Below are 20,779 nucleotides of genomic sequence, written 5' to 3'. Positions count from 1 at the left end.
AAACGAAATCGGTTGCTCAGGTGGCGTGCGGGCCGCCGTCGGCCTCTGTCTCGAGGGTGTCCGTGCCGAGCCCGTCCTCAGGTCCGCGCACGGCGGCGTCCTTGCCGCCGCTGCCGAGCCCGTTCTCGTTGCGGAAGGACTCGTAGATCTGCAGCAGGACCTGCTTCTGCCTCTCGTTCAGCGCCGGGTCGGTGAGTATCGCGGTCTGCACCTCGACGCCGTCCAGACCCTGCCGTTCGTCCAGAATCCCGGCCTGGACGTACAGCGTCTCGGCGGATATCCGCAGCGCCTTGGCGAGCTGCTGCAGGATCTCCGCGCTCGGCTTGCGCAAGCCGCGCTCGATCTGGCTGAGGTACGGGTTCGACACCCCCGCGGCATCCGCGAGCTGCCGCAGACTCAGCTGCGCCGTGCGCCGCTGCTCCCGCAGGAACTCGCCGAGGTTGCCGACGTTGAGTGATGCCATACCCCGATGGTGCCTCGCAGTGCTAACTATTGCAAGCGCAGCGCTAGCAGGAGTGCTCCAGGGGTGAGCGCGACTGCTGCCGGGCCGCGCGCGGCATGGGCGTGCGGCCCGGGGCCCGGTCCGCCTCCGGCCGGGCTCCGGGGGGCTACGGCGACGGTGAGGCGGTGCCCATCCGGGGTGCCTGTGGCGGCTGCGGTGCCGTGCCGGCCCGGGTGCCCATGACGACCGTGGCGCACAGCTCGTCGGAGTCGGCGACCCGGGGGAGCAGGCCGTTGCGGGTGAAGGTCTCGACGGCCTGCGGCGCCTGCCGTTCGCTCGTCTCGACCAGCAGATGGCCGCCCGGCGCCAGCCACCGCGGGGCGGTCGCGGTCACCCGGCGCAGGACGTCGAGCCCGTCCGCGCCGCCGTCGAGCGCCACCAGCGGCTCGTGGTCGCGGGCCTCGGGCGGCAGCAGGCCGACCTCTTCGGTCGGGACGTAGGGGACGTTGGCCACCAGGATGTCGATCCGGCCCCGCAGCCCGGCGGGCAGCGCGTCGAAGAGGTCGCCCTCGTGGACCTCGCCGCCGGCGGCGAGGACGTTGCGGCGGGCGCAGCGCACCGCGGCGGGTTCGATGTCCGCGGCGTGCAGTTCGACCGGGCCCAGGGCGGCGGCCAGTGCGGCGCCCACCGCGCCGGAGCCGCAGCACAGGTCGACGACGACCGGGGGCCGCCCGGTGCGCCCGGTGGCCCGCAGCCCGAGGCCGACGGCCCGGCCCACCAGGAACTCGGTGCGGCGGCGCGGTACGAACACGCCGGGATCGACGGCGATCCGCCGGCCGCAGAACTCCGCCCAGCCGACGACGTGTTCCAGGGGCAGGCCGAGGGTGCGGCGCTCCACCATGGCGGCGAGCTCACCGGCGGTGCGGGCGGCGGCCAGGAGCAGCTCCGCCTCGTCCTCGGCGAAGACACAGCCGGCGGCGCGCAGCGCGGTGACGACGGCGGGGCGGGTGAGGGGCGCGGGGGCGGGCGCCGTGAGGGGCGAAGGGAGGGGTGACGGGTGGTGGGACGGGTGGGACGGCGTCGGGGACGACGGCATGTGAGCCTTTCGGGGCGCCGAGGCGCTTCCCGGGTCACCGGTGTCGGGCGGCCACCTGCGTCCGGTGGGCCGCACGGTTGTGAGCCGGGGGCGCCTGCCTGGTCTGGCGGGGAATCGGTCTCACCTCCTCGTCGGGCCACTTCTGAGGGCGCCACATTACCCGACCGGGGTCGCGCGCACAGGTGGTCGCCGCGCGGGCCGGACGCAGGTGACGGGTCGTAGGCGGGGCGCGCGGGGTCCTGTCGCGGCAGGTCGCCACCCTGGAGAAGGCCGGCTATGTCGCCGTCACCAAGGGGTACGTCGGCAAGCGCCCGCGCACCTGGCTCGCCCTGACGCGCGCGGGCCGCACCGCCTTCGCCGCGCACTGCCGGGCCCTGCGGGAGATCGCGGGAAACGGCGGCTGAGGGAAGACGCCGGGACGGCACGGTCGAGCCGGCCGGCGCCCCGGCCACGGCGCTCCGATGACGTGGTGATGATGCGCTGTTGACTTGGAGTGCTCTCCAACTCCTACCGTCCTGAACGGACTTCGGCGCAGGCCCGGCACACGGGCACCGGAGTCCGGGAACCAGGGCGGGACCACGGGCACGCGACCCGGTCCGCCGCCGTACGTCCAGGAGGTAGCAGCACCATGACCACGACGAACATCCCGGCGCGTCACCTCGGTGAGCTGGTGGTCTCCGCGCAGGGGCTCGGCTGCATGGGGATGAGCCACGGCTACGGGCAGTCGGACGACGCGCAGTCGGCCGCCACCATCAACCGGGCGCTCGACCTCGGCGTCAGCATGCTGGACACCTCCGACTTCTACGGCGCGGGGCACAACGAGGAGCTGATCGGCCGGGCCATCGCCGGCCGGCGGGACGAGGTGGTGCTGGCGACGAAGTTCGGCTTCGCCAACCGGCTCGGTGAGCCGACCGCGATCCGGGGCGACGCCGCCTACGTACGGGAGGCGTGCGACGCGTCGCTGCGCCGCCTCGGGGTCGACCACATCGACCTCTACTACCAGCACCGCGTCGACCCGGACGTGCCGATCGAGGAGACCGTCGGCGCGATGGCCGAGCTGGTCGCGGCGGGCAAGGTGCGTCACCTCGGGCTGTCCGAGGCGAGCGCGGCGACCCTCCGGCGGGCCCATGCGGTGCATCCGATCGCCGCGCTGCAGAGCGAGTGGTCGCTGTGGACCCGCGACCTGGAGCACGAGACAGCCGCGGTGTGCCGTGAACTCGGCATCGGGCTGGTGCCGTTCTCGCCGCTCGGGCGCGGCTTCCTGACCGGGCGCTACACCTCGGTGAAGGGCCTGCCGGAGTCCGATGTCCGCCGCAGCCAGCCGCGCTTCGCCGACGGCAACCTGGAGCAGAACCTGGCCATTGTGGAGCGGCTCGACGCACTCGCCGCCGAGAAGGGCGTCAGCGCCGGACAGCTCGCCCTGGCCTGGGTGCAGCACCGCGGCGACGACGTCGTGCCGATCCCCGGCACCCGCCGGGAGAAGTACCTGGAGGAGAACCTCGGTGCGCTCGCCGTCGAGCTGACCGAGGAGGACCTCGCCGCGATCGACGCCGCCGCCCCGGCCGACCGGGTCGCCGGCACGCGGTACGACGCGAGCAGCATGACGTTCGTCAACCGCTGAGAGGCGGGAGCGGGACGGGCGGGCACGGCTGGGCCCCGCAGGGGCGCCCTGGCGCAAAGTGACGGGCGGGGGTGGCGCCGCTCCTAGGATCGGCGGATGACGATGGTTCAGGAAGACTTTCTGCGGGCCTTTCATGCCGCGCATCCCGCGGTGACGGTGCGGTCGATGGCCCACGGGCGGGCCGAGGACGGCCGCTCCAGCTACGAGATCCTGCGGGACCGGGTGGCACAGTGCCGTCGGCTCCTGGACCTGGGCTGTGGCGACGGGCTGTTGCTGGAACTCCTCGCGGCGGGGGAGGCGGGAGCCGGGCGGGCGCTCGCCGGGATCGACCTGTCCGCCGAGGAGTTGCGGCTGGCGCGCGCCCGGCCCGGTGTCGCGGGGGCCGATCTCCGGGTGGTCCGGGCGCAGCAACTGCCGTTCCAGGACGGCTGGTTCGACGGCTGTGTGTCCCATATGGCGTTGATGCTGATGAGCGACGCGGATCAGGTCGCGGCGGAGCTGGCGCGGGTGCTGGAGCCGGGCGGCACGCTGGCCGTCGTCCTGGGCGGCGGGCCGGCCGGGGGCGAGGCGTACGAGAGGTTCGTGCAGTTGCTGAAGCCGCTGTTCCGGGCGGCGCCCGCGGAGCAGCAGATCCCGTCGTTCGGGGACCGGCGGCTGCGGAGCCGGGAGGGCTTCGACGAGGTGTTCCGGCCGGCCGGATTCCGTCCGGCGCGGTGGGAGACCGTGCGGATCGACCTGTCCGGCCCGCCGGAACGGATCTGGCGGACCGTCGGCGGCTTCTACGACCTCGCGCCCCTCGACGCCGCGGTCGTCGCGGATCTGCGGGCCCGTTTCGAGGCGGAGGCGGCGACCACGGCGCTGCCGGACGGCCGGATTCCGTGCGCGATGAACGTCCGTGTCGCGACGGCGGTGCGGGAGGGCTCCTGAGGGGCGGTGGCGACGCCGACGGTCGCGCACGGGGCGGAGTGCGCGACGCTCGGCGGGCCTCGGGAGGGGCTCAGGCGCCGTACGGGCGTGCCGCGCGGGCCTCGCGGAGGGCCAGGGCCCACCAGGTCAGCTGGCGGAGCAGGGCGTCGGCGGCCTGGGTGGCGGGGGCCGGGTCGCGCAGCCGGCCCGCGCCGTCGAAGAGGTTCCCGGCGAGCGCGAAGCTCACCGTCTCGCGCACCGTGGTGGCGTGCAACTCGGCGAACACCAGTCGCAGTTGCTCGACGGCGCGCAGGCCCCCGGAGACGCCGCCGTACGAGACGAAGCCGACCGGCTTGGCCTGCCACTGGTGGTGCAGCAGGTCGATGGCGTGCTTCAGCGGGGCCGGGAAGGAGTGGTTGTACTCCGGGGTGATCACGACGAAGGCGTCCGCCTCGTCGACGCGTTTGGCGAACGTCTCGAACTCCGCGCTGCCGTGGCGCAGTTCGTACGGGCGGACGGCGTCCAGGTCGATGACGTCCACGTCGAGGTGCGCGTGCTGTGCCGCGTGCCGGGTGAACCAGTTCGCGATGACGGGCGCGAACCGGCCCTCCCGGGTGCTGGCGACGATCACTGCGAGGCGGTAGGGGTGCTCGGACATGCGGGTCCTTCGTGGCGGCGTGGCGAGGGGCGGCGGGTGCGCGCCCGGGGGCGGCGGGTGCCGTCGACACGCGACGCTAGGACCTCAAGCGAGCTTGAGGTCAAGCGTGGGGTGCCGCGTCCGGGCCTGGTGCCGCTTCTCCGGGCCGGGTGCCGCGTCGCCTGCGGGCCACCGCGCACGGCCGGGCGGCCGGGACCTCGCGGGCCCGGCCCCGGCCAGCGGACCCCGGCCCCGTCCGGCCGGCCCCGACTACTGGTCCGCTCGTCCGCGGCCCGCCCGCAGGCCACCCGCCGTCGCCCGGCCCGTCCCGGGCGCGCCCCTCGGATCACTCCGCCCCGAACAGCTTCAGCAGCTCCGTCTTCTCGAACATCCGGGCCGTGTCGATCGCTGAGGGCGTGCCTGCGGCCGGGTCGGCGCCGTGGGCCAACAGGACCTTGACGACCTCGTCCTCGGCTTTGAAGACCGCGCCCGCCAGCGGGGTCTGGCCGCGGTCGTTCGGGCGGTCCGCGTCCGCGCCGCGCTGCAACAGGGCCTCCACGGTGGCGGCGTGGCCGTGGTACGCCGCCAGCATCACGAGGGAATCGCCCTTGTCGTTGGTCAGGTTGGCGGGGACGCCCGCGTCCACATATGCGGCGACGGTGTCGGTGTCGCCGTGCCGTGCCAGGTCGAACACCTTGGCCGCCAGCTGCAGCACCTCGGGGTCGTGCGCGTGCTCGATCGCCTCGGGCCCCTGCGGCTCGGAATTCGCGTCGCTCATGGTCGCCGGCCTCCTGCTGTGGTGGGTGATACGTGCCTGCACTGTGTCATCGCCACCTTATGCAGGCCATCGCCACGGCGGCAGCGGGCGCGGGGCGCGCCGTACGGCGGCGCGTGGCAGGCCCGTCCCCGACTCACCGACCCTGGAGCGCCCGCCCCCGCCCGCCCCTCAGAACGTCGCGCGGATCTCCCCCACGCGCGCCCCGCCGCCGAAGAGCGGGGCGTCGGCGAGGCGGTCCAGGACGGGGGCGTCGAGGCCCATGTGGCGCAGGGTGCGGGCGAGGACCGGGCCGAGGGTGCGGGTGGCGCCGTCGTCGATCTTGAAGGCGAGGGCGCGGCCGTCGGGGAGGGCCAGGGCCTGCACGGCCTCGGCGCCCATCTTGGCGAGGGTGCCGGGGAGGGCCCGCATCAGCCAGGTGTCGGGGCGGCGGGTGCCGGCGACGTACTCCGGGTGGGCGCGCATCGCGTCCGCCACCCGCCGCTCGGGGGTGCCGGGAGCGGCCGTGACGAAGTGCCGGAAGGCGCGCGCCAGGCCGGTCAGGGAGAGCGAGAGCAGCGGCGCGCCGCAGCCGTCCGTGCCGACGTGCGCGACGTCCTCGCCGCTCGCGGTGCGCACCCCGTCGGCGACCAGCTGCTGCAGCGGGTGGGCCGGGTCGAGGTACGAGGCGAGCGGCCAGTCGTTGCGCGCGCAGGCGGCCAGCATCGCGGTGTGCTTGCCCGAGCAGTTCATCGTGAGGCGGTCGCGGACCCGGCCCGCGGCGAGGTACGCCTCCGCCTCCTCGGGGTCCAGCGGCAGGTCCGCCGGCGTCTGCAGCTGCTCGGCCGTCAGCCCGTGCTCCGCGAGCATGGTCCGGACGAGAGCGAGGTGGAAGGGCTCGCCGGAGTGGCTGGCGGAGGCCAGCGCCAGCCGTTCGCCGGAGAGGTCCAGGCCCGCCCGCAGGACCGCCGCGGCCTGCATCGGCTTGTTCGTCGACCGCGGGAAGACCGGGGCGGCCACCTCGCCCAGCGACCACTCCACGCTGCCGTCGGCCGCCAGCACCACCAGGGACCCGCGGTGCCGGCCCTCGACGAAACCGGAGCGGACGACCTCGGCGAGGACGGGGGAGACCGCGGGCGGCGCGACATCCGTGGCCCCCGGCCGCGCGGCGGCGTCCGGGGTCGGGGCGGATATCGGAGTGGGCGAGGTCATCGGTGGCCTTCCGGGGGTGTGACCCGCCGCCCCCGGCCGGTGGTCCGGTCAGGACAGCAGGTCGTCTACTTGCGCTTCGCCTTCACGGTACCTTCGGGCGATTTCGGCACTGCACTCGTCGGCGGTGCGCTGCAGTGCCTGACGGCGGCGCGACACCTGCTGTTCGTGGCGGATCAGCCGGCTCATGGCGTCCTGCAGCTCCTCGTCGGTGCGTGCGGTGAGGTCGGACAGCTCCACCTCGCCGAGCATGTCCTCGGCGAGCCGGCGGTACTCCGCGCCGTGCGGTGTGCCGACGGTGACGTGCCGGGCCGAGGAGCGCTGCCGGGAGGGCAGGTCCGTGAGGATCTCGGGGAGCCGGTCGATCAGCGGGGTGTGCTGCGCGGACCGGCGGGCGATCTCGGCGCGCAGGATGTCGATCCGGCCCTGCAACAGCCGCCGCAGATAGCTGAGATCGGCCTCTTCCTGCTGCGAGTCGCGCCGCACCACCCGCAGCTCGGGCAGCCCCAGCCCGGAGAGGTCGGGCGCGGTGTCCGGGGGGCACTCGCGCTGCTGCGGGGGGCGGGGGCGCTGCGCCTGGTCTGCCTGGGGCATGGGACCGTCCTCGGTGCCGGGGGGCTCGACGCGAGCCGCTGCCGTGGTCGTCGTCAGGGCGGTGGGGGGTGGTGGGGCGGTGGCCGCACGCGCGGGGTCTGTCGTGGGGGCGGTGGAGGTCGTCCGGCCGGTCGGTGTCGTACGGGCGGTTGGTACGGGACCGGGTGTCTGGCCGGCGCCGGGAGTGCTCATGGATCGTTCCGTCCCCTCGTCCGGTGCCGCTTCCTGGGCATGTTGTCCATGAAACGCACCACGTGCACGCATCGTGCCACTCTGGGCGGTCCTTCTGCAGGGCCATGGCACCCGAACGGCCCCCGTAGGGGCACGGCTGTCCGAACGCGGGGGGCCGCCCGGCATGATGGCGGGTATGCGAGCTGTGGTGCAAAGGGTGGACGGTGCCCGCGTCGAGGTGGCGGGCGAGACGGTCGGGGAGATCGTCGGTGAGGGGCTGTGCGTGCTGGTGGGGGTCACGCACGAGGACACCCCTGAGAAGGCGGCGCAGCTGGCCCGCAAGCTGTGGTCGGTGCGGATCCTGCAGGGCGAGAAGTCCTGCTCGGACACCGCCGCACCGCTGTTGGTGATCAGCCAGTTCACTCTCTACGGTGACGCCCGCAAGGGGCGCCGCCCCACCTGGAACGCCGCGGCCCCGGGGCCGGTCGCCGAGCCGCTGGTCGACGAGGTCGTCGCGCGGCTGCGGGCGCTGGGCGCCCAGGTGGAGACCGGCCGCTTCGGGGCGGACATGAAGGTGTCGCTCACCAACGACGGGCCGTTCACGGTGCTGGTGGAGGTGTAGGCGGCCGCCTTGAGGAGCCCGGCGCGGGCCGGCCGCGCCGGGCGGGGCGTCCTACGGCTCGACCACGGTCTCCTGCGCCGCCGCCGTGCCGCCCGCCATCAGCGGCGCGTCCACCGGCACGTTCCGCTTGACCAGGGCCAGCGCGATCGGGCCGAGCTCGTGGTGGCGGACCGAGGTGGTGACGAAGCCGAGCTGCCGCCCCTCCTCGCCGTCCGCGGCGAGCCGGACGGGGGTGCCGTGCGGCGGCAGATGGACCTCGCTGCCGTCCAGGTGCAGGAACACCAGGCGGCGCGGCGGCTTGCCCAGGTTGTGGACCCGGGCGACGGTCTCCTGGCCGCGGTAGCAGCCCTTCTGGAGGTGTACGGCGGTGCCGATCCAGCCCAGCTCGTGCGGGATGGTGCGGTGGTCGGTCTCCAGGCCCAGCCGGGGGCGGTGGGCCTCGACACGCAGCGCCTCCAGCGCCAGGACGCCGGCCGCCGGGCCGTGCGCGGCGGCGAACGCCTCCAGTTCGGCGCGGGGCAGGAACAGGTCGCGGCCGTGCGCGGTCTCGCGGACGACGGCGCCGGCGGGCGCCTCGGCGATGGAGCCGGCCGGCAGGTGGACGACGGCGATCTCGTCCGTGCGGTCGGCGACGTCGACCCGGTAGAAGAACTTCATGCTCTCCAGGTAGGCGATCACCGCCTCCTGCCGGCCGGGCTCGGTGTGCAGCCACGTCGTCTCGCCGTCGTCGACGAGGTAGAGGGCATGCTCGATATGGCCGTGCGCGGACAGGATCAGCGCCTCGGTGGCGTGGCCGGGCGCGAGGTCGCTGACGTGTTGGGTGAGCAGCAGATGCAGCCAGCTCAGCCGTTCGGGGCCGGTGACGGTGACCACGCCGCGGTGGGAGAGGTCCACGAAGCCGGATCCGTCGGCGAGGGCGCGCTGTTCACGGAAGAGGTCTCCGTAGTGCGCGGCGACGCCTTCGTCGGGAGCCTCGGCGGGGACGGCGCCGGGCAGCGACAGCAGGGGGCTGGCGGGTGATGGTCGCAGCATGGGGCCAGCCTACGACCCGCCCGCCGCTGCCTCAGCTCTCGCCCTGGGCGGCCTTGTCCCGGCAGGCCGCACAGCGCCCGAAGATCGCGAAGTGCTTCATGTCCGTCTCGAAGCCGAACTGTCCGCGCAGCTGCGCCGTGAACGGCTCGGCCACCGACAGATCCGCCTCGATGACCTCCGAGCAGTCCCGGCACACCAGGTGGATGTGGTGGTGGCGGTCGGCGAGGTGGTAGGTGGGGGCGCCGTGGCCGAGGTGGGCATGGCTGACCAGGCCCAGCTCCTCCAGGAGTTCCAGGGTCCGGTAGACCGTGGAGATGTTCACCCCGCCCGCGGTCTTGCGTACCTCGGTGAGGATGTCGTCGGGGGTGGCGTGCTCCAGCCTGTCCACAGCCTCCAGCACGAGCTGACGCTGCGGGGTCAGGCGGTATCCGCGCCTGCGGAGGTCGCTCTGCCAGTCGGTGGTCACCACATGCCCAGTGTAGGAGGACGGGCGGCCGGCGGGGGCGGGCCCGGCGCCTCAGCCGCCCGTGCGCACGCCGCGCAGGTAGCGGGCCAGGTCGCTGACGGCGGCGGGGTTGCGGGGGCTTTCGACGAGTTCGGCGTAGTCCATGACGTAGATCCGGTGGTGCTTGACGGCCGGGACGCCGGCGAGCGGCGGGTAGGACTCCAGAAACGCCTTCTTCCGCGCGGCGGAGGTGTCGCCGTAGTCGTTGATCACGATGACGTCGGGGCGGCGGTCGACGACGGTCTCCCAGCCGACGGTCGTCCAGGGGTCGGCGAGGTCCTTCATGAGGTGGTCGCCGCCCGCCTTGGTGATGATGTCGTGCGGTCCGGCGTACCTGCCCGCGGTGAACGGCTTGTCGCGGCCGTCGTCGTAGAGGAAGACGGAGGGGCGCCGGGCGGGTGCGGGGGCCTTGGCGGCGGCGTCGGCCACCTGCTTCCGGTACTTCTTCACCAGGGCCTTCGCCCGGTCCTCGACGCCGAAGATCTTCCCGAGGGTCGTCAGGTCGGTGTAGAGGGCCTCCAGGGGCGGCATCACGCCGCGGCCGCTGCCGCCGTCCGTGCCGTTGTGGCAGGACTCGGTCAGGACGTAGCTGCCGATGCCGAGCTTCTTCAGGGCGGCGGGGGTCAGGCCGCTGTCCTCGCCGAAGCCGTAGTTCCAGCCCGCGAAGACCAGGTCGGCGCGGGCGCCGAGGACCAGCTCCTTGGTGAGCGCCTTCTCGGAGAGCCGGGGGACCGTGTCGTAGGCGTCCTTCCAGGGGAGACCGTCGACGTCGCCCTTGTCGTCGGGCATGGCGTAACCGGCCATCCGGTCCGCCAGGCCCAGCGCGAACATGATCTCGGTGATGCCGACGTCGTTGGTGACCACCCGGCGCGGCGCCCGGTCGTAGGTGGTGCGGGTGCCGCAGTTCCCGACCGTGACGGGGTAGTGGCCCGAGGAGCCGGCGGGGCGGCGGGCGGCCGCGTCGCGCCCGTCGTCGGAGACCCGCGCGCCGCAGCCGGTCAGGGCGAGCGCGAGGACGAGGGCGGCGAGCGGGGCGGCGGGACGGCGCATGAGGGGTCCTCAGGAGTCGGCGGCGGGGGCGGCGAGACGGTCGAACAGCAGCTGGACGGCGCCCGTTTCGGGATGCCGTACGCGGTGGGCGCGGACGCCGAAGACCTCGGCGAGCAGCTCGGGGGTCAGGACGTCGTACGGCGGGCCCGCGGCCGCGATCCGGCCGTGGGCGAGGACGTACAGCTCGTCGCAGTACCGGGCGGCCAGGTTGAGGTCATGCAGCGCGGTGAGCACCGTCAGCCGTGCCCCGGGCTCCCCGGCCCGGCCGTCTCCGTCCGCCGCGTCCGGGTCGGTGTCCCCGGCCCGCACCAGCGCCAGCACCTCCAACTGCTGGGCGATGTCGAGGTGGTTGGTCGGCTCGTCGAGGACCAGCACCCGCGGGCCCTGGGCCAGCGCGCGGGCGATCAGCACCCGCTGCTTCTCGCCGCCGGACAGGCCGAGGAAGCCGCGCCCGGCCAGGCGGCCGGCGCCGACCCGGGCCAGCGCCCGCGCGCACCGCGCGGTGTCCTCGGCGCTCGCCCGGCCCGCGCCGCGCTGGTGCGGCAGCCGCCCCATCGCGACGACCTCGGCCACGGTGAAGTCGAACTCCGTACCCGCCTCCTGGGGCAGCGCGGCCAGCAGCCGGGCGCCCTGGCGCGCGTCCATGGCGTGCAGGTCGGCGCCGTCCAGCCGGACCGTCCCGGCGGCCGGGCGCAGCGCCCGGTAGACACAGCGCAACAGGGTCGACTTGCCGCTGCCGTTGGGGCCGACCAGGCCGACCATCCGGCCGCTGCCGGCCCGCAGCGTGACGTCGTGGACCAGCCGCCGCCCGGCCACCTCCACGGACACCCCGGTGAGATCGATCCGCATCAGGCACCGCCCCCGAAGGTGTAGCCGCGCCGCCGCATCAGCAGCACGAAGCAGGGCACGCCGAGGACGGCGGTGAGCACGCCCACCGGCAGTTCGACGGGCGCCAGCAGCACCCGCGAGAGCAGGTCCACCCACACCAGCAGCACCGCTCCCAGCAGCGGCGCGACGGCCAGCACCCGGCCGTGGCCGGCGCCCACCAGCATCCGGGCCGCGTGCGGCACCATCAGCCCGACGAAGCCGATCGCGCCGCTGACCGCGACCACCGCGCCGGTGACGGCGGCCGCCACGACGAACAGCTCGCGGCGCAGCCGGTGCGGGTCCACGCCCAGGGCGGCGGCGGTCTCGTCGCCCATCGCCAGCGCGTTCAGCCGGCCCGCGGAGAGCAGCAGGTGGACCAGGGCCGCGGCCACCGCGGCCGCGGCGATCGGCAGCGAGCCCCAGCCGGCCCCGCTCAGGCTCCCGAGCAGCCACATCATCGCCGAGCGGGCCGCCTCGCCGCGGTCGGCGGTGAAGACCATGAGGGTGGTGACGGCGGAGAAGCCGTAGTACATCGCGGTGCCGGTCAGCACCAGGCGCAGCGGGGTGAGGCCGTGGGCGGTGCGGGCGGCCGCGTAGACCAGGGCCATGGCGATCAGCGCGGAGCCGAACGCCGACACCGACAGCGCCCAGACGCCCAGGGAACCGAGCGCCCCGAAGAGCAGGACGGCGTTGGCGCCGACGGCGGCGCCGGAGGAGATGCCGAGGACGAACGGGTCGGCGAGGGCGTTGCGGACCAGGGCCTGCACGGCGACGCCGATGGCGGAGAGCCCGGCGCCGACGACGGCTGCCAGGACGGCCCGGGGCAGGCGCAGCTCCCACACGATGGTGTAGGCGGGGACCTCGTCGGGCGAGATCGTGCCGCCGGTCAGCCCGGCGCCCGCGTAGCGCAGCGCCTCGGCCCAGCTCGGACCGGCGGCGCCGAGGCCGGTCCCGCACAGCAGGGACACCAGCAGCACGGCGGTGAGCGCGGCGAGCAGCGGCGGTACGGGCAGCCGCCGGGGCGGCGGCGGTGCGCCGGCCCCGGCGGGCGTCGGGTGCGCGGTGGGGGTCGCCACGGTCGGTCGGCCGCCTCGGGGTCGGGCCGCGTCCGTACGTACCGAGGACCGGCCCGGGACCGCACGGGTCCGGGTGGCGTCCCCTCGCAGTCCACGGCGAGTTGTGCGGGAAGCGGAGCGCACCACGGGCGATCGGGCTCACGGAAGGAATGCCTTCCGCCTACCGTTGCGGGTCAGCGCCGGACTTCGACCGGCTTCCCCCGCGGGGCGCTGGCAAGGAGGGCGGGGCCCTCCCGGCGGTTTACGGGTTGTAGGGCGTGCCGTCGGGGCGGAAGAAGGAGACCCCGTCCGGCATGTCGTCGGGGAGGCTCTCCGCCCACTCCTTGAGGTCGGCGACCTTCTTCAGGTGCGCCGACATGTACGGCCGCAGCGGGACGTCCGGGGTGGCCTTCTCGCCGACCCACATCAGGTCGCTGTTGACGTAGCCGTAGAGCCGCTTGCCGCCGCTGTACGGGCCGGAGGCCGCGGTGCGGGCGATGGCGTCGGTGGCCAGGTCGATCTGCGGCTTCTGGTCGGCCAGCTCGCCGTACCAGACCTCCACCACGCCCTGGTCGCGGCACATCACGATCTCGACCTTGCGGTCCGCGTCGATGCGCCAGTAGCCGGTCTCGGTCTCCAGCGGGCGGACCTTCTTGCCCTCGGCGTCGAGCACCCAACTGTGCGAGGTGTACTCCAGGAAGTCGCGGCCGTCGTGGGTGAAGCTGACCTCCTGCCCGAAGTTGCACTTCTCGGTGCCCGGGAAGTCGGCGACGCCGGCGCCCTCCCACTTGCCGAGGAGGAAGGCGAGCGGCACCAGGGCCGGGTTCAGGTCGGACGGGATCTCGATCATGAGAGCTCAGACGATCTATGTGGAGGGGAACCGACAGGGACGCGCGGTGCGCCCCGCCGAGGCTGGGGACCTGCCACCCGCCGGTGGCCGGAAAGGGAGGCTCAGCGCTGGCCCTGGTACAGCTTCTTCCAGGTCAGACCGGCGAACGCGATCACGCCGACGGCGACCAGAACCAGCAGGGTGGTGAAGAATGCCTCAAGCACGAGCGCGCTCCCTGAACGGAGTGAGGGTGTAACGGACCGCCTGAGAGTCTAGTCGGCGGCGGTGACAACGGCGCTGTGAGGTCCACCGCGCCTACTCTTGCCCCATGGCGAAGAAGCTCGTGATCAAGGTGACGGCGGGTGCGGATGCGCCCGAGCGGTGCTCGCAGGCGTTCACGGTGGCGGCGGTGGCGGTGGCCAGCGGCGTCGAGGTGTCGCTGTGGCTGACCGGGGAGTCGGTGTGGTTCGCGCTGCCGGGGCGGGCGGCGGAGTTCGAGCTGCCACACGCGGCGCCCCTGCCGGAGCTGATCGACGGCATCCGGGCCGGCGGCGGCGCGATCACCGTCTGCACCCAGTGCGCGGCCCGGCGCGACATCGAGCAGAAGGACCTGATCGAGGGGGCCGGGATCGCCGGGTCCCAGCTGTTCGTCAGCGAGATCATGCCGGACGACGTCCAGGCGCTGGTGTACTGAGCCGGCCGGAGCCCCGGCGGGCCTACTGGGTGTGCTTGTCGTCGCCCCGGTCGTCCAGCTCGCGCCACCAGCGGTCGGACTCCGGGTCGCCGGACTCGTCCCACCAGCGCTCGCCGGGCTCCCGGCGGTTGCCGATGATCGCCGCGACGGGCGGGATGACCATGGCGACGACGCACATGCCCACCGCGGCCGGCACCGACCACAGCCGCACCACGCCCCACGCCAGGACGAACAGCACCAGGCACACGCCCATCAGGACGAAATACCTGCGATGGCGGCGCTGTACGGGCGACCGGCGGTGCGCGTCCATGCCTCCACGGTAAGTCCGTGCGGGGCGGGACAGAAGCCGGCGGGGGAGACGCCGTCCGCACCCGGACGGCGCAAAGGGCCGCACCCCCAGTCAAGGCGTCCAAACCTCTGGGATGCGGCCCCTTGGCCGTACTGATCGTGGCGGGAGCCCCCTGCGGGGCACGGCCACGGCCGCCGTCAGACGGCGATGGCCACCTCCGCCAGGCCGCCCTGCTGGGCGACGACGGTGCGGTCGGCGGTGCCGCCCGGGACGAGCGCACGCAGCGTCCAGGTGCCCTCGGCCGCGTAGAAGCGGAACTGTCCGGTCGCGGAGGTGGGAACCTCGGCGGTGAACTCACCGGTGCTGTCCAGGAGGCGGACGTAACCGGTGACGGGCTCGCCGTCGCGGGTCACGCTGCCCTGGATCGTGGTCTCACCGGGCTTGATGGTCGAGGCGTCCGGGCCGCCGGCCTGTGCTCCACACATAGGGGTACTTCCTTGAGGGTCGGGGAGAAGCTGCTTGCTTACTTGTTGGCGCCGAGCTCGATCGGGACGCCGACCAGCGAGCCGTACTCGGTCCAGGAGCCGTCGTAGTTCTTGACGTTGCTCTGGCCGAGCAGCTCGTGCAGGACGAACCAGGTCAGCGCGGAGCGCTCACCGATGCGGCAGTAGGCGATGGTGTCCTTGGCGAGGTCCACCGACTCGCTCTCGTAGAGGGCCTTGAGCTCGTCGTCCGACTTGAAGGTGCCGTCGTCGTTGGCGTTCTTCGACCACGGGATGTTGCGGGCGCTGGGCACGTGGCCGGGGCGCTGCGACTGCTCCTGCGGGAGGTGCGCCGGGGCGAGCAGCTTGCCGCTGAACTCGTCGGGGGAGCGCACGTCGACCAGGTTGAGGTTGTCGATCGCGGCGACGACGTCGTCCCGGAAGGCGCGGATGGAGGTGTCCTGGGCCTTGGCCTTGTAGTCGGTGGCCGGGCGCGCGGGCACCTCGGAGCCGTCGACCAGGTCGCGGGAGTCCAGCTCCCACTTCTTGCGGCCGCCGTCGAGCAGCTTGACGCTGCCGTGGCCGTAGAGCTTGAAGTACCAGTACGCGTAGGAGGCGAACCAGTTGTTGTTGCCGCCGTAGAGGACCACGGTGTCGTCGTTGCCGATGCCCTTGGCGGAGAGCAGCTTCTCGAAGCCCTCCTGGTCGACGAAGTCGCGGCGGACCGGGTCCTGGAGGTCCTGCTTCCAGTCGATCCGGACGGCGTTCTTGATGTGGTTCTTGTCGTAGGCCGAGGTGTCCTCGTCGACCTCGACCAGGACGACCTTGGGGTCGTCGAGGTGGGCCTCGACCCAGTCGGCGTCTACGAGGACGTCGCTACGGCTCATGTTCTTCTCCTCCGGGGCAGTTACGGGGGGCAGTGGCAGAGTTGCACGCGGGTACGCCGGGCGCGCGCCGGTGGTTTCCGGACGGGGTTCCGGGGCGGCGCTGCGCCGGGACGCGGGGCGGCGGCCTCGGGGAGGCCGGCCTGGGGGAACGACGGGAGGGAAACGGCCCGTCAGACAGGGCGACAGAGCATGGCGGCGACGCGGCACAGGTCGACTGCCCGCCGCTTCGTCAGTACCGCACGTCCCCGGGGTCGGAGACCGCTCAATGAGCTCTGCATGGCACCGATCGTAGGGACGTGGAGCGGGGCGTGTCACCGGCGTGTCGAATGGCGAGACGCGTTTGTCCGCATTGTGGGATCGGTGTGCCTCCGGGGCAGGCGCCCGCGGGTCCCGGAGGGCCGTGCGCCGGTGGGGGGTCTGGCGTACGGACCGGGGTGTCTCAGGGAATGGACGCGGGACGGGTGCGGCGGACCGGTGGGGCGGCCCGCCGCGGCCGTCCGGTCAGCCGGGGAGCTTGACGTCCTTGCCGGCGGCGGAGATCGACAGGCCCTCGGAGGTGGTCACGACCTGCTCCAGCTTCAGGTTGCCGGGCAGCTGGTCCAGCTTCCAGTCGTGGTCGGTCTGGGCGCGGACCTTGGCCTCACAGCCGGGGACGGCCCGGCACATCGCGGGGAGCCCGTCGGCGCGCAGCCGGACGGTGTCGCCGCCCACGATGGTGATGGAGCCGGTCACGTCCAGCGAGCTGAGCACCGGGACGTTCGGCGAGATCTTGACCTGGCTGCGGCCGTCCTTCTGCCCGCCGTAGCCGATCTTGACGCCGCCGCCCGCCGCCCGGGTCAGGTCGGCGTAGTTGATCCGGGCGTTGCCGGTGGCCGAGGCGGCGCTCTCGATGGAGGTGTAGTCGCTGCTCAGCGCCACGTCGTGGAACTGCGCCGACAGCTCGTCGATGCGCAGCGCGTGCCCCTGGGCGCGGGCCTCGATGCCCCCGAGGTCGGCGTCCACCTCCTGGAGGCTGCGGCCGGCGACCTGGGTCAGGAACGGGAAGCCCTTGATCGAGACCACCGGGGCCTTGTCGAGCCCCTGGCTGCTGCGGATCTTGTCCGCGGCCATGTCCTCGGCCAGATTCACCGCCACCCGGTCGGCGGCGACGAACAGCCCGCCGAATATGACGACGAGAATCACCAGCACACGAAGTGCGCGCATCGAACCACTTCCCCCACACCTGGGCCGGATCCCGGCCGCGTCCGAGCAGGCCCCCTGCCTGCGTTCCGGGGGAGCCTAGACGACGTGCTCGCGGAAGCGGGAGCGGCGGCCGCCGGAACGCGCCAGAGGCGCTTCCGGCGCCCCCCGCCCGGTGTCGCTCGCGGCTTCGCGCGGGGCTAGCCCAGCGTCCGGCCCAGGACGTAGACCGCGGGGGCGGCCAGGGCCAGCGGCAGGGCCACGCCCGCCGTCATGTGGACGAAGCGGGACGGGTAGTCGTAGCTGGCCACCCGCAGGCCGATCAGGGCGCAGCCGCCGGCGGCCAGGCCCAGCAGCGCGCCGGACGCGCCGAGGCCGGTCAGCTGCCCGGCCGCGATACCGGCGCCCGCCGCGGCCACCAGACAGACACCGATCGAGGCGGCCGGCGGCAGCGGCAGCGCGCGGGCGAGGGTGGCCACCGCGACCGCACAGGCGCCGACCACCACCGCGTGCGGGCTCGCCGCGAGGTGGCCGGCCGCGAGCACCGCGAGCGCGGACGAGGTCAGCCCCGCGGTCAGCGCGTACATCCGCTCGTCGGCGCTGCTGCGGTTGCGCAGCTGGAGGACGAGGACGAGCAGGCACCACACCCCGAGCGTGCCGATGCCGACCAGCGGCGCGCTCTCGCGGTCCGTTGCCAGCAGCGCGACATCGGTGGTCAGGCCGCCCAGGAAGGCGAGCGCGATGCCCTGGCGGGCCGGCCACATGCCGTTGAGCCGGAACCAGCCGGCGGCGGTGACGGCCTGCAGCAGCGCCACCGGCACGGCCAGCACCGGGCGGCCCAGCGGCGCGGTCAGCGCCAGCAGCAGGGCGAGCCCGGCGGTCAGCGCGGCCGGCTGGATGCCGGGCGGGATGATCGGCGAGCGGCCCTCGGCACGGGCCCGCTGGTTGGGCGCGAGCGGCGCGGAGGAGACCGACGCGGCGGAGACGGCTCCGGCGGAGGCCGGCGCGGCGGGACCCGGCCCGGTCTGCTGCGGGTGCCGGCGGGCGTACGGCTCGTCGGCCGCGCGGGCGGTCTGGTGCTGGACGGGCAGCGGCGCGGTGTCCGCGGGGTGCGGGGCGCCGTGGGCGTCCTGGCCGTGGGCCGGGCGCGGCTGCTGCTGGGGCGGCGGCTGCCGGTGCGGCTGCTGCCCGTAGGTCTCGTAGCCGTACGGGCCGCGCCCGTAGGGGTCCCGCCCGTACGGGTCGGGCCCCGGCCGGCCGGGGCCGTGCTGGCCGTGCTGGCCGGGTTGTCCGGCCTGGCCGTGCTGCCGGCCGTACCCGTACGGCTCGGCTCCCGGCTGCTGCGCGGCGGCGGAGTCGTGGGCCTGCTGCCCGTAGGACGGCTGCTGACCGTACGCCTGCTGCGGCCCCTGGGCGGGCTGCTGACCGTACGGCTGCTGCTGCCCGTAGGGCGCCCGGTGCTCGTACGGTGCCTGCTGCCCGTACGGCGGCTGCGGGGCCTGCCGGGCCGGCCGGCCGTACGGCGGCTGCTGTGCGTAGGGGTCGTGCGGCTCGTACGGATTGCGGTGCTGCGGCTGGTTGTCGCTCATGCTCGTGTGTTCACCCTCCCGCGAACGGCGGCAGGACCTCGACGGTGCCGCCCTCGGCCAGCGGCACCGCCCCGTGGTCGCGGGTGCCGACCGGATCGCCGTCCACCAGGAACGAGCAGCGCAGCAGGACGCGCGCGAACTCGGGGTTCGCGGCATGTGCCGTCCGCGCCGCGTCGAGCGCCTCGGCGAGCGTCGCCGCCGCGTAGGGCTCCTCTGCCGTGCCGGCGGCGGCCTTGGCCGCGGCCCAGTAGCGCACGGTGCCAGTTGTTGTCACGGCGGCCTCTTCGTCGTGTCGGTCGGGGGGACGCCCCGTGGGAGCGGGCCCCGTCGTTGCCGCCTCCATGATGGCCTACGCGGCGGGCGGGCCGGCTCCGGGCGCATTGCGGGAAAGGCTCCCGGCCGTACGGGGCGGACACCGGAAAATCGATTGCCGAGGGCAAGTGTTCGCCTAGGCTCAATGCGTGTTGGTCCGACTCGCGCGGGCGCATTTGCGGCCCCACAGGCGCTCGATATCCGTGATCGTGCTGCTCCAGCTGATCCAGACCCTGGCAACCCTCTACCTGCCCACCCTCAACGCCGACGTCATCGACAACGGTGTCGTGAAGGGGGACACGGGCTACATCCTCGGCGTCGGCGGATTCATGGCCGCCGTCACCCTCCTGCAGGTCGTCTGCGCGATCGGCGCCGTCTACTTCGGTGCCCGTACGGCCATGGCGCTGGGCCGGGACGTCCGGGCCGCGGTGTTCGACCGGGTGCAGTCCTTCTCCGCCCGCGAGGTGGGCGCGTTCGGCGCGCCGTCGCTGATCACCCGCACCACCAACGACGTCCAGCAGGTCCAGATGCTGGTCCTGATGACGTTCACGATGATGGTCTCGGCGCCGATCATGTGCGTCGGCGGCGTCGTCATGGCGCTCAACCAGGACGTGCCGCTGTCCGGCCTCCTCCTGGTCATCGTCCCGGTCCTCGGGATCCTCGTCTCACTGGTCGTGCGCCGGATGCGTCCGCTGTTCCGCGGGATGCAGGAGCGCATCGACACCGTCAACCGCGTGCTGCGCGAGCAGATCACCGGCATCCGCGTCATCCGCGCCTTCGTCCGCGACCGGCACGAGCGCGAGCGGTTCGCCGGGGCCAACACCGACCTCTACGAGATCTCGCTGCGCGCCGGCCGGCTGATGTCGATGATGTTCCCGCTGGTCATGCTGATCGTGAACCTCTCCAGCGTGGCCGTCGTCTGGTTCGGCGGGCTGCGCATCGACAGCGGGTCGATGCAGATCGGCGCGCTCACGGCGTTCCTCAGCTACCTCATGTACATCCTGATGTCGATCATGATGGCGACCTTCATGGTGATGATGCTGCCGCGCGCCGAGGTCTGCGCCGAACGCATCCAGGAGGTGCTGGCGACCGACTCCAGCGTCATCCCGCCGAAGGACCCCGTCACCGAACTCCGCCGCCACGGCGAACTGGAGCTGCGCGGCGTCGAGTTCCGCTTCCCCGGCGCCGAGCAGCCGGTCCTCAAGGACATCTCGCTCACCGCCCGCCCCGGCGAGACCACTGCCGTCATCGGCTCGACCGGCAGCGGCAAGTCCACCCTCCTCGGGCTCGTCCCCCGCCTCTTCGACGCGACCGGCGGCGCGGTCCTGGTCGACGGCGAGGACGTCCGCACCCTCGACCAGGAGACCCTGGCCAAAGCCATCGGCCTGGTCCCGCAGAAGCCGTACCTCTTCTCCGGCACCGTCGCCACCAACCTGCGCTACGGCAACCCCGACGCCACCGACGACGAGCTGTGGCACGCCCTGGAGACCGCCCAGGCACGCGACTTCGTCGAGCGGATGGAAGGCGGCCTCGACGCGCCCATCGCCCAGGGCGGCGGCAACGTCTCCGGCGGTCAGCGCCAGCGGCTGGCCATCGCCCGCGCCCTGGTGCGGCGCCCCGAGATCTACCTCTTCGACGACTCCTTCTCCGCCCTGGACTACGCGACGGACGCGGCACTGCGCGCCGCGCTGGCCCGCGAGACCGACCGCGCGACGGTGGTGATCGTCGCCCAGCGGGTCGCCACGATCCGCGGCGCCGACCGGATCGTGGTCCTCGACGAGGGCCGGGTCGTCGGCACCGGCACCCATGCCGAGCTGATGGCCGGCAACGAGACCTACCGGGAGATCGTGCTCTCCCAGCTCACCGAGCAGGAGGCGGCGTGACCACCGCGGACAAGAGCGGCGCGGCCCCCGCGACCGCCGGGGGAACACCCCGCCCGGCCCCGCCCCGAGGGCCC

At 73.8% G+C, this 20,779-nt stretch carries 24 protein-coding genes and 1 pseudogene; 6 read left to right on the top strand and 19 right to left on the bottom strand.

Annotated elements, in window-relative coordinates; all coding sequences use genetic code 11:
- Positions 1–16: 16 nt before the first annotated feature.
- Both K7396_RS15580 and K7396_RS15575 read right to left on the bottom strand, forming a co-directional pair.
- Entirely contained in the window at positions 17–463 is a 447-nt protein-coding gene (locus K7396_RS15580; protein ID WP_086718502.1) for a helix-turn-helix domain-containing protein, read from the bottom strand.
- A gap of 145 nt (positions 464–608) precedes the next feature.
- Positions 609–1,538 carry a putative protein N(5)-glutamine methyltransferase gene (locus K7396_RS15575; RefSeq protein WP_152105257.1) on the bottom strand — a complete coding sequence of 310 codons (930 nt, stop codon included), beginning with the start codon at positions 1,536–1,538 and terminating at the stop codon, positions 609–611.
- 236 nt (positions 1,539–1,774) lie between these two features.
- Here K7396_RS15575 and K7396_RS15570 point away from each other — a divergent pair.
- From K7396_RS15570 to K7396_RS15560, 3 genes and pseudogenes are all read left to right on the top strand, one after another.
- A pseudogene (locus K7396_RS15570) lies at positions 1,775–1,942 on the top strand (transcriptional regulator); the annotation flags it as partial.
- Between the two features lie 224 nt (positions 1,943–2,166).
- The gene (locus tag K7396_RS15565; RefSeq protein WP_086716679.1) at positions 2,167–3,159 is read left to right on the top strand and encodes an aldo/keto reductase; all 993 of its coding nucleotides are present in this window, start codon (positions 2,167–2,169) and stop codon (positions 3,157–3,159) included.
- A 96-nt stretch (positions 3,160–3,255) separates the two neighbouring features.
- Positions 3,256–4,086 carry a class I SAM-dependent methyltransferase gene (locus tag K7396_RS15560; RefSeq protein WP_086716680.1) on the top strand — a complete coding sequence of 277 codons (831 nt, stop codon included), beginning with the start codon at positions 3,256–3,258 and terminating at the stop codon, positions 4,084–4,086.
- A gap of 70 nt (positions 4,087–4,156) precedes the next feature.
- Here the strand turns inward: K7396_RS15560 and K7396_RS15555 are convergent, their stop codons facing one another.
- The 4 genes from K7396_RS15555 to K7396_RS15540 all read right to left on the bottom strand — a co-directional run bounded on the left by K7396_RS15555 (position 4,157) and on the right by K7396_RS15540 (position 7,259).
- Positions 4,157–4,723 (bottom strand): NADPH-dependent FMN reductase, encoded by a 567-nt coding sequence (locus K7396_RS15555; protein WP_086716681.1) that lies wholly within the window; start codon positions 4,721–4,723, stop codon positions 4,157–4,159.
- Between the two features lie 325 nt (positions 4,724–5,048).
- Complete coding sequence (locus K7396_RS15550) at positions 5,049–5,480, bottom strand: ankyrin repeat domain-containing protein (RefSeq protein WP_152105256.1); 432 nt, start codon at positions 5,478–5,480, stop codon at positions 5,049–5,051.
- Positions 5,481–5,648: 168 nt separating this feature from the next.
- On the bottom strand, positions 5,649–6,668 hold the full coding sequence (locus K7396_RS15545; protein ID WP_086721755.1) for an asparaginase: 1,020 nt from the start codon (positions 6,666–6,668) through the stop codon (positions 5,649–5,651).
- Between the two features lie 48 nt (positions 6,669–6,716).
- Positions 6,717–7,259: an RsiG family protein gene (locus K7396_RS15540; protein WP_308686929.1), complete on the bottom strand. Its 543-nt coding sequence runs from the start codon at positions 7,257–7,259 to the stop codon at positions 6,717–6,719.
- A 367-nt stretch (positions 7,260–7,626) separates the two neighbouring features.
- On the opposite strand from K7396_RS15540, the gene dtd reads away from it, so the two are divergent.
- Positions 7,627–8,052 (top strand): D-aminoacyl-tRNA deacylase, encoded by a 426-nt coding sequence (dtd, locus tag K7396_RS15535; RefSeq protein WP_152105254.1) that lies wholly within the window; start codon positions 7,627–7,629, stop codon positions 8,050–8,052.
- Positions 8,053–8,103: 51 nt separating this feature from the next.
- On the opposite strand, the gene ygfZ is transcribed toward dtd, so the two are convergent.
- The 6 genes from ygfZ to K7396_RS15505 form a co-directional block, all read right to left on the bottom strand.
- On the bottom strand, positions 8,104–9,084 hold the full coding sequence (gene ygfZ, locus K7396_RS15530; protein ID WP_086718470.1) for a CAF17-like 4Fe-4S cluster assembly/insertion protein YgfZ: 981 nt from the start codon (positions 9,082–9,084) through the stop codon (positions 8,104–8,106).
- A gap of 31 nt (positions 9,085–9,115) precedes the next feature.
- On the bottom strand, positions 9,116–9,553 hold the full coding sequence (locus K7396_RS15525; RefSeq protein ID WP_086718471.1) for a Fur family transcriptional regulator: 438 nt from the start codon (positions 9,551–9,553) through the stop codon (positions 9,116–9,118).
- Positions 9,554–9,601: 48 nt separating this feature from the next.
- Positions 9,602–10,639 carry an ABC transporter substrate-binding protein gene (locus tag K7396_RS15520; RefSeq protein ID WP_086718472.1) on the bottom strand — a complete coding sequence of 346 codons (1,038 nt, stop codon included), beginning with the start codon at positions 10,637–10,639 and terminating at the stop codon, positions 9,602–9,604.
- 9 nt (positions 10,640–10,648) lie between these two features.
- On the bottom strand, positions 10,649–11,488 hold the full coding sequence (locus tag K7396_RS15515) for an ABC transporter ATP-binding protein (RefSeq protein WP_107421189.1): 840 nt from the start codon (positions 11,486–11,488) through the stop codon (positions 10,649–10,651).
- Positions 11,488–12,582 carry a FecCD family ABC transporter permease gene (locus tag K7396_RS15510; protein WP_174887040.1) on the bottom strand — a complete coding sequence of 365 codons (1,095 nt, stop codon included), beginning with the start codon at positions 12,580–12,582 and terminating at the stop codon, positions 11,488–11,490. Before K7396_RS15510 ends, K7396_RS15515 begins: the two co-directional genes overlap by 1 nt.
- Before the next feature lie 241 nt (positions 12,583–12,823).
- Positions 12,824–13,411, bottom strand: a complete 588-nt coding sequence (locus K7396_RS15505; protein WP_086718473.1) for an FABP family protein — start codon at positions 13,409–13,411, stop codon at positions 12,824–12,826.
- 307 nt (positions 13,412–13,718) lie between these two features.
- Here K7396_RS15505 and K7396_RS15500 point away from each other — a divergent pair, with 307 nt between their 5' ends.
- Positions 13,719–14,084 carry a DsrE family protein gene (locus K7396_RS15500; RefSeq protein ID WP_086718474.1) on the top strand — a complete coding sequence of 122 codons (366 nt, stop codon included), beginning with the start codon at positions 13,719–13,721 and terminating at the stop codon, positions 14,082–14,084.
- 22 nt (positions 14,085–14,106) lie between these two features.
- Here the strand turns inward: K7396_RS15500 and K7396_RS15495 are convergent, their stop codons facing one another.
- From K7396_RS15495 to K7396_RS15470, 7 genes are all read right to left on the bottom strand, one after another.
- Entirely contained in the window at positions 14,107–14,394 is a 288-nt protein-coding gene (locus tag K7396_RS15495) for a DUF3099 domain-containing protein (RefSeq protein ID WP_086718475.1), read from the bottom strand.
- A 176-nt stretch (positions 14,395–14,570) separates the two neighbouring features.
- Complete coding sequence (locus tag K7396_RS15490; RefSeq protein ID WP_030085405.1) at positions 14,571–14,858, bottom strand: DUF1416 domain-containing protein; 288 nt, start codon at positions 14,856–14,858, stop codon at positions 14,571–14,573.
- A gap of 38 nt (positions 14,859–14,896) precedes the next feature.
- On the bottom strand, positions 14,897–15,742 hold the full coding sequence (locus tag K7396_RS15485; RefSeq protein WP_086718476.1) for a sulfurtransferase: 846 nt from the start codon (positions 15,740–15,742) through the stop codon (positions 14,897–14,899).
- A 170-nt stretch (positions 15,743–15,912) separates the two neighbouring features.
- Entirely contained in the window at positions 15,913–16,020 is a 108-nt protein-coding gene (locus K7396_RS35960; protein WP_350252853.1) for a putative leader peptide, read from the bottom strand.
- Positions 16,021–16,243: 223 nt separating this feature from the next.
- Positions 16,244–16,945: an LmeA family phospholipid-binding protein gene (locus tag K7396_RS15480; protein ID WP_167392771.1), complete on the bottom strand. Its 702-nt coding sequence runs from the start codon at positions 16,943–16,945 to the stop codon at positions 16,244–16,246.
- A 176-nt stretch (positions 16,946–17,121) separates the two neighbouring features.
- Positions 17,122–18,510 (bottom strand): hypothetical protein, encoded by a 1,389-nt coding sequence (locus K7396_RS15475; RefSeq protein WP_086718478.1) that lies wholly within the window; start codon positions 18,508–18,510, stop codon positions 17,122–17,124.
- 10 nt (positions 18,511–18,520) lie between these two features.
- The gene (locus K7396_RS15470; RefSeq protein WP_040900257.1) at positions 18,521–18,766 is read right to left on the bottom strand and encodes a MoaD/ThiS family protein; all 246 of its coding nucleotides are present in this window, start codon (positions 18,764–18,766) and stop codon (positions 18,521–18,523) included.
- Positions 18,767–18,971: 205 nt separating this feature from the next.
- On the opposite strand from K7396_RS15470, the gene K7396_RS15465 reads away from it, so the two are divergent.
- Complete coding sequence (locus K7396_RS15465) at positions 18,972–20,705, top strand: ABC transporter ATP-binding protein (RefSeq protein WP_086718479.1); 1,734 nt, start codon at positions 18,972–18,974, stop codon at positions 20,703–20,705.
- Positions 20,706–20,779: the final 74 nt, after the last annotated feature.

The sequence above is a fragment of the Streptomyces angustmyceticus genome, assembly GCF_019933235.1.
Classification (GTDB): Bacteria; Actinomycetota; Actinomycetes; order Streptomycetales; family Streptomycetaceae; genus Streptomyces; species Streptomyces angustmyceticus.
The sequence above is the reverse complement of the archived record's forward strand: the minus strand, read 5'-3'. Positions and strand labels throughout refer to the sequence as shown.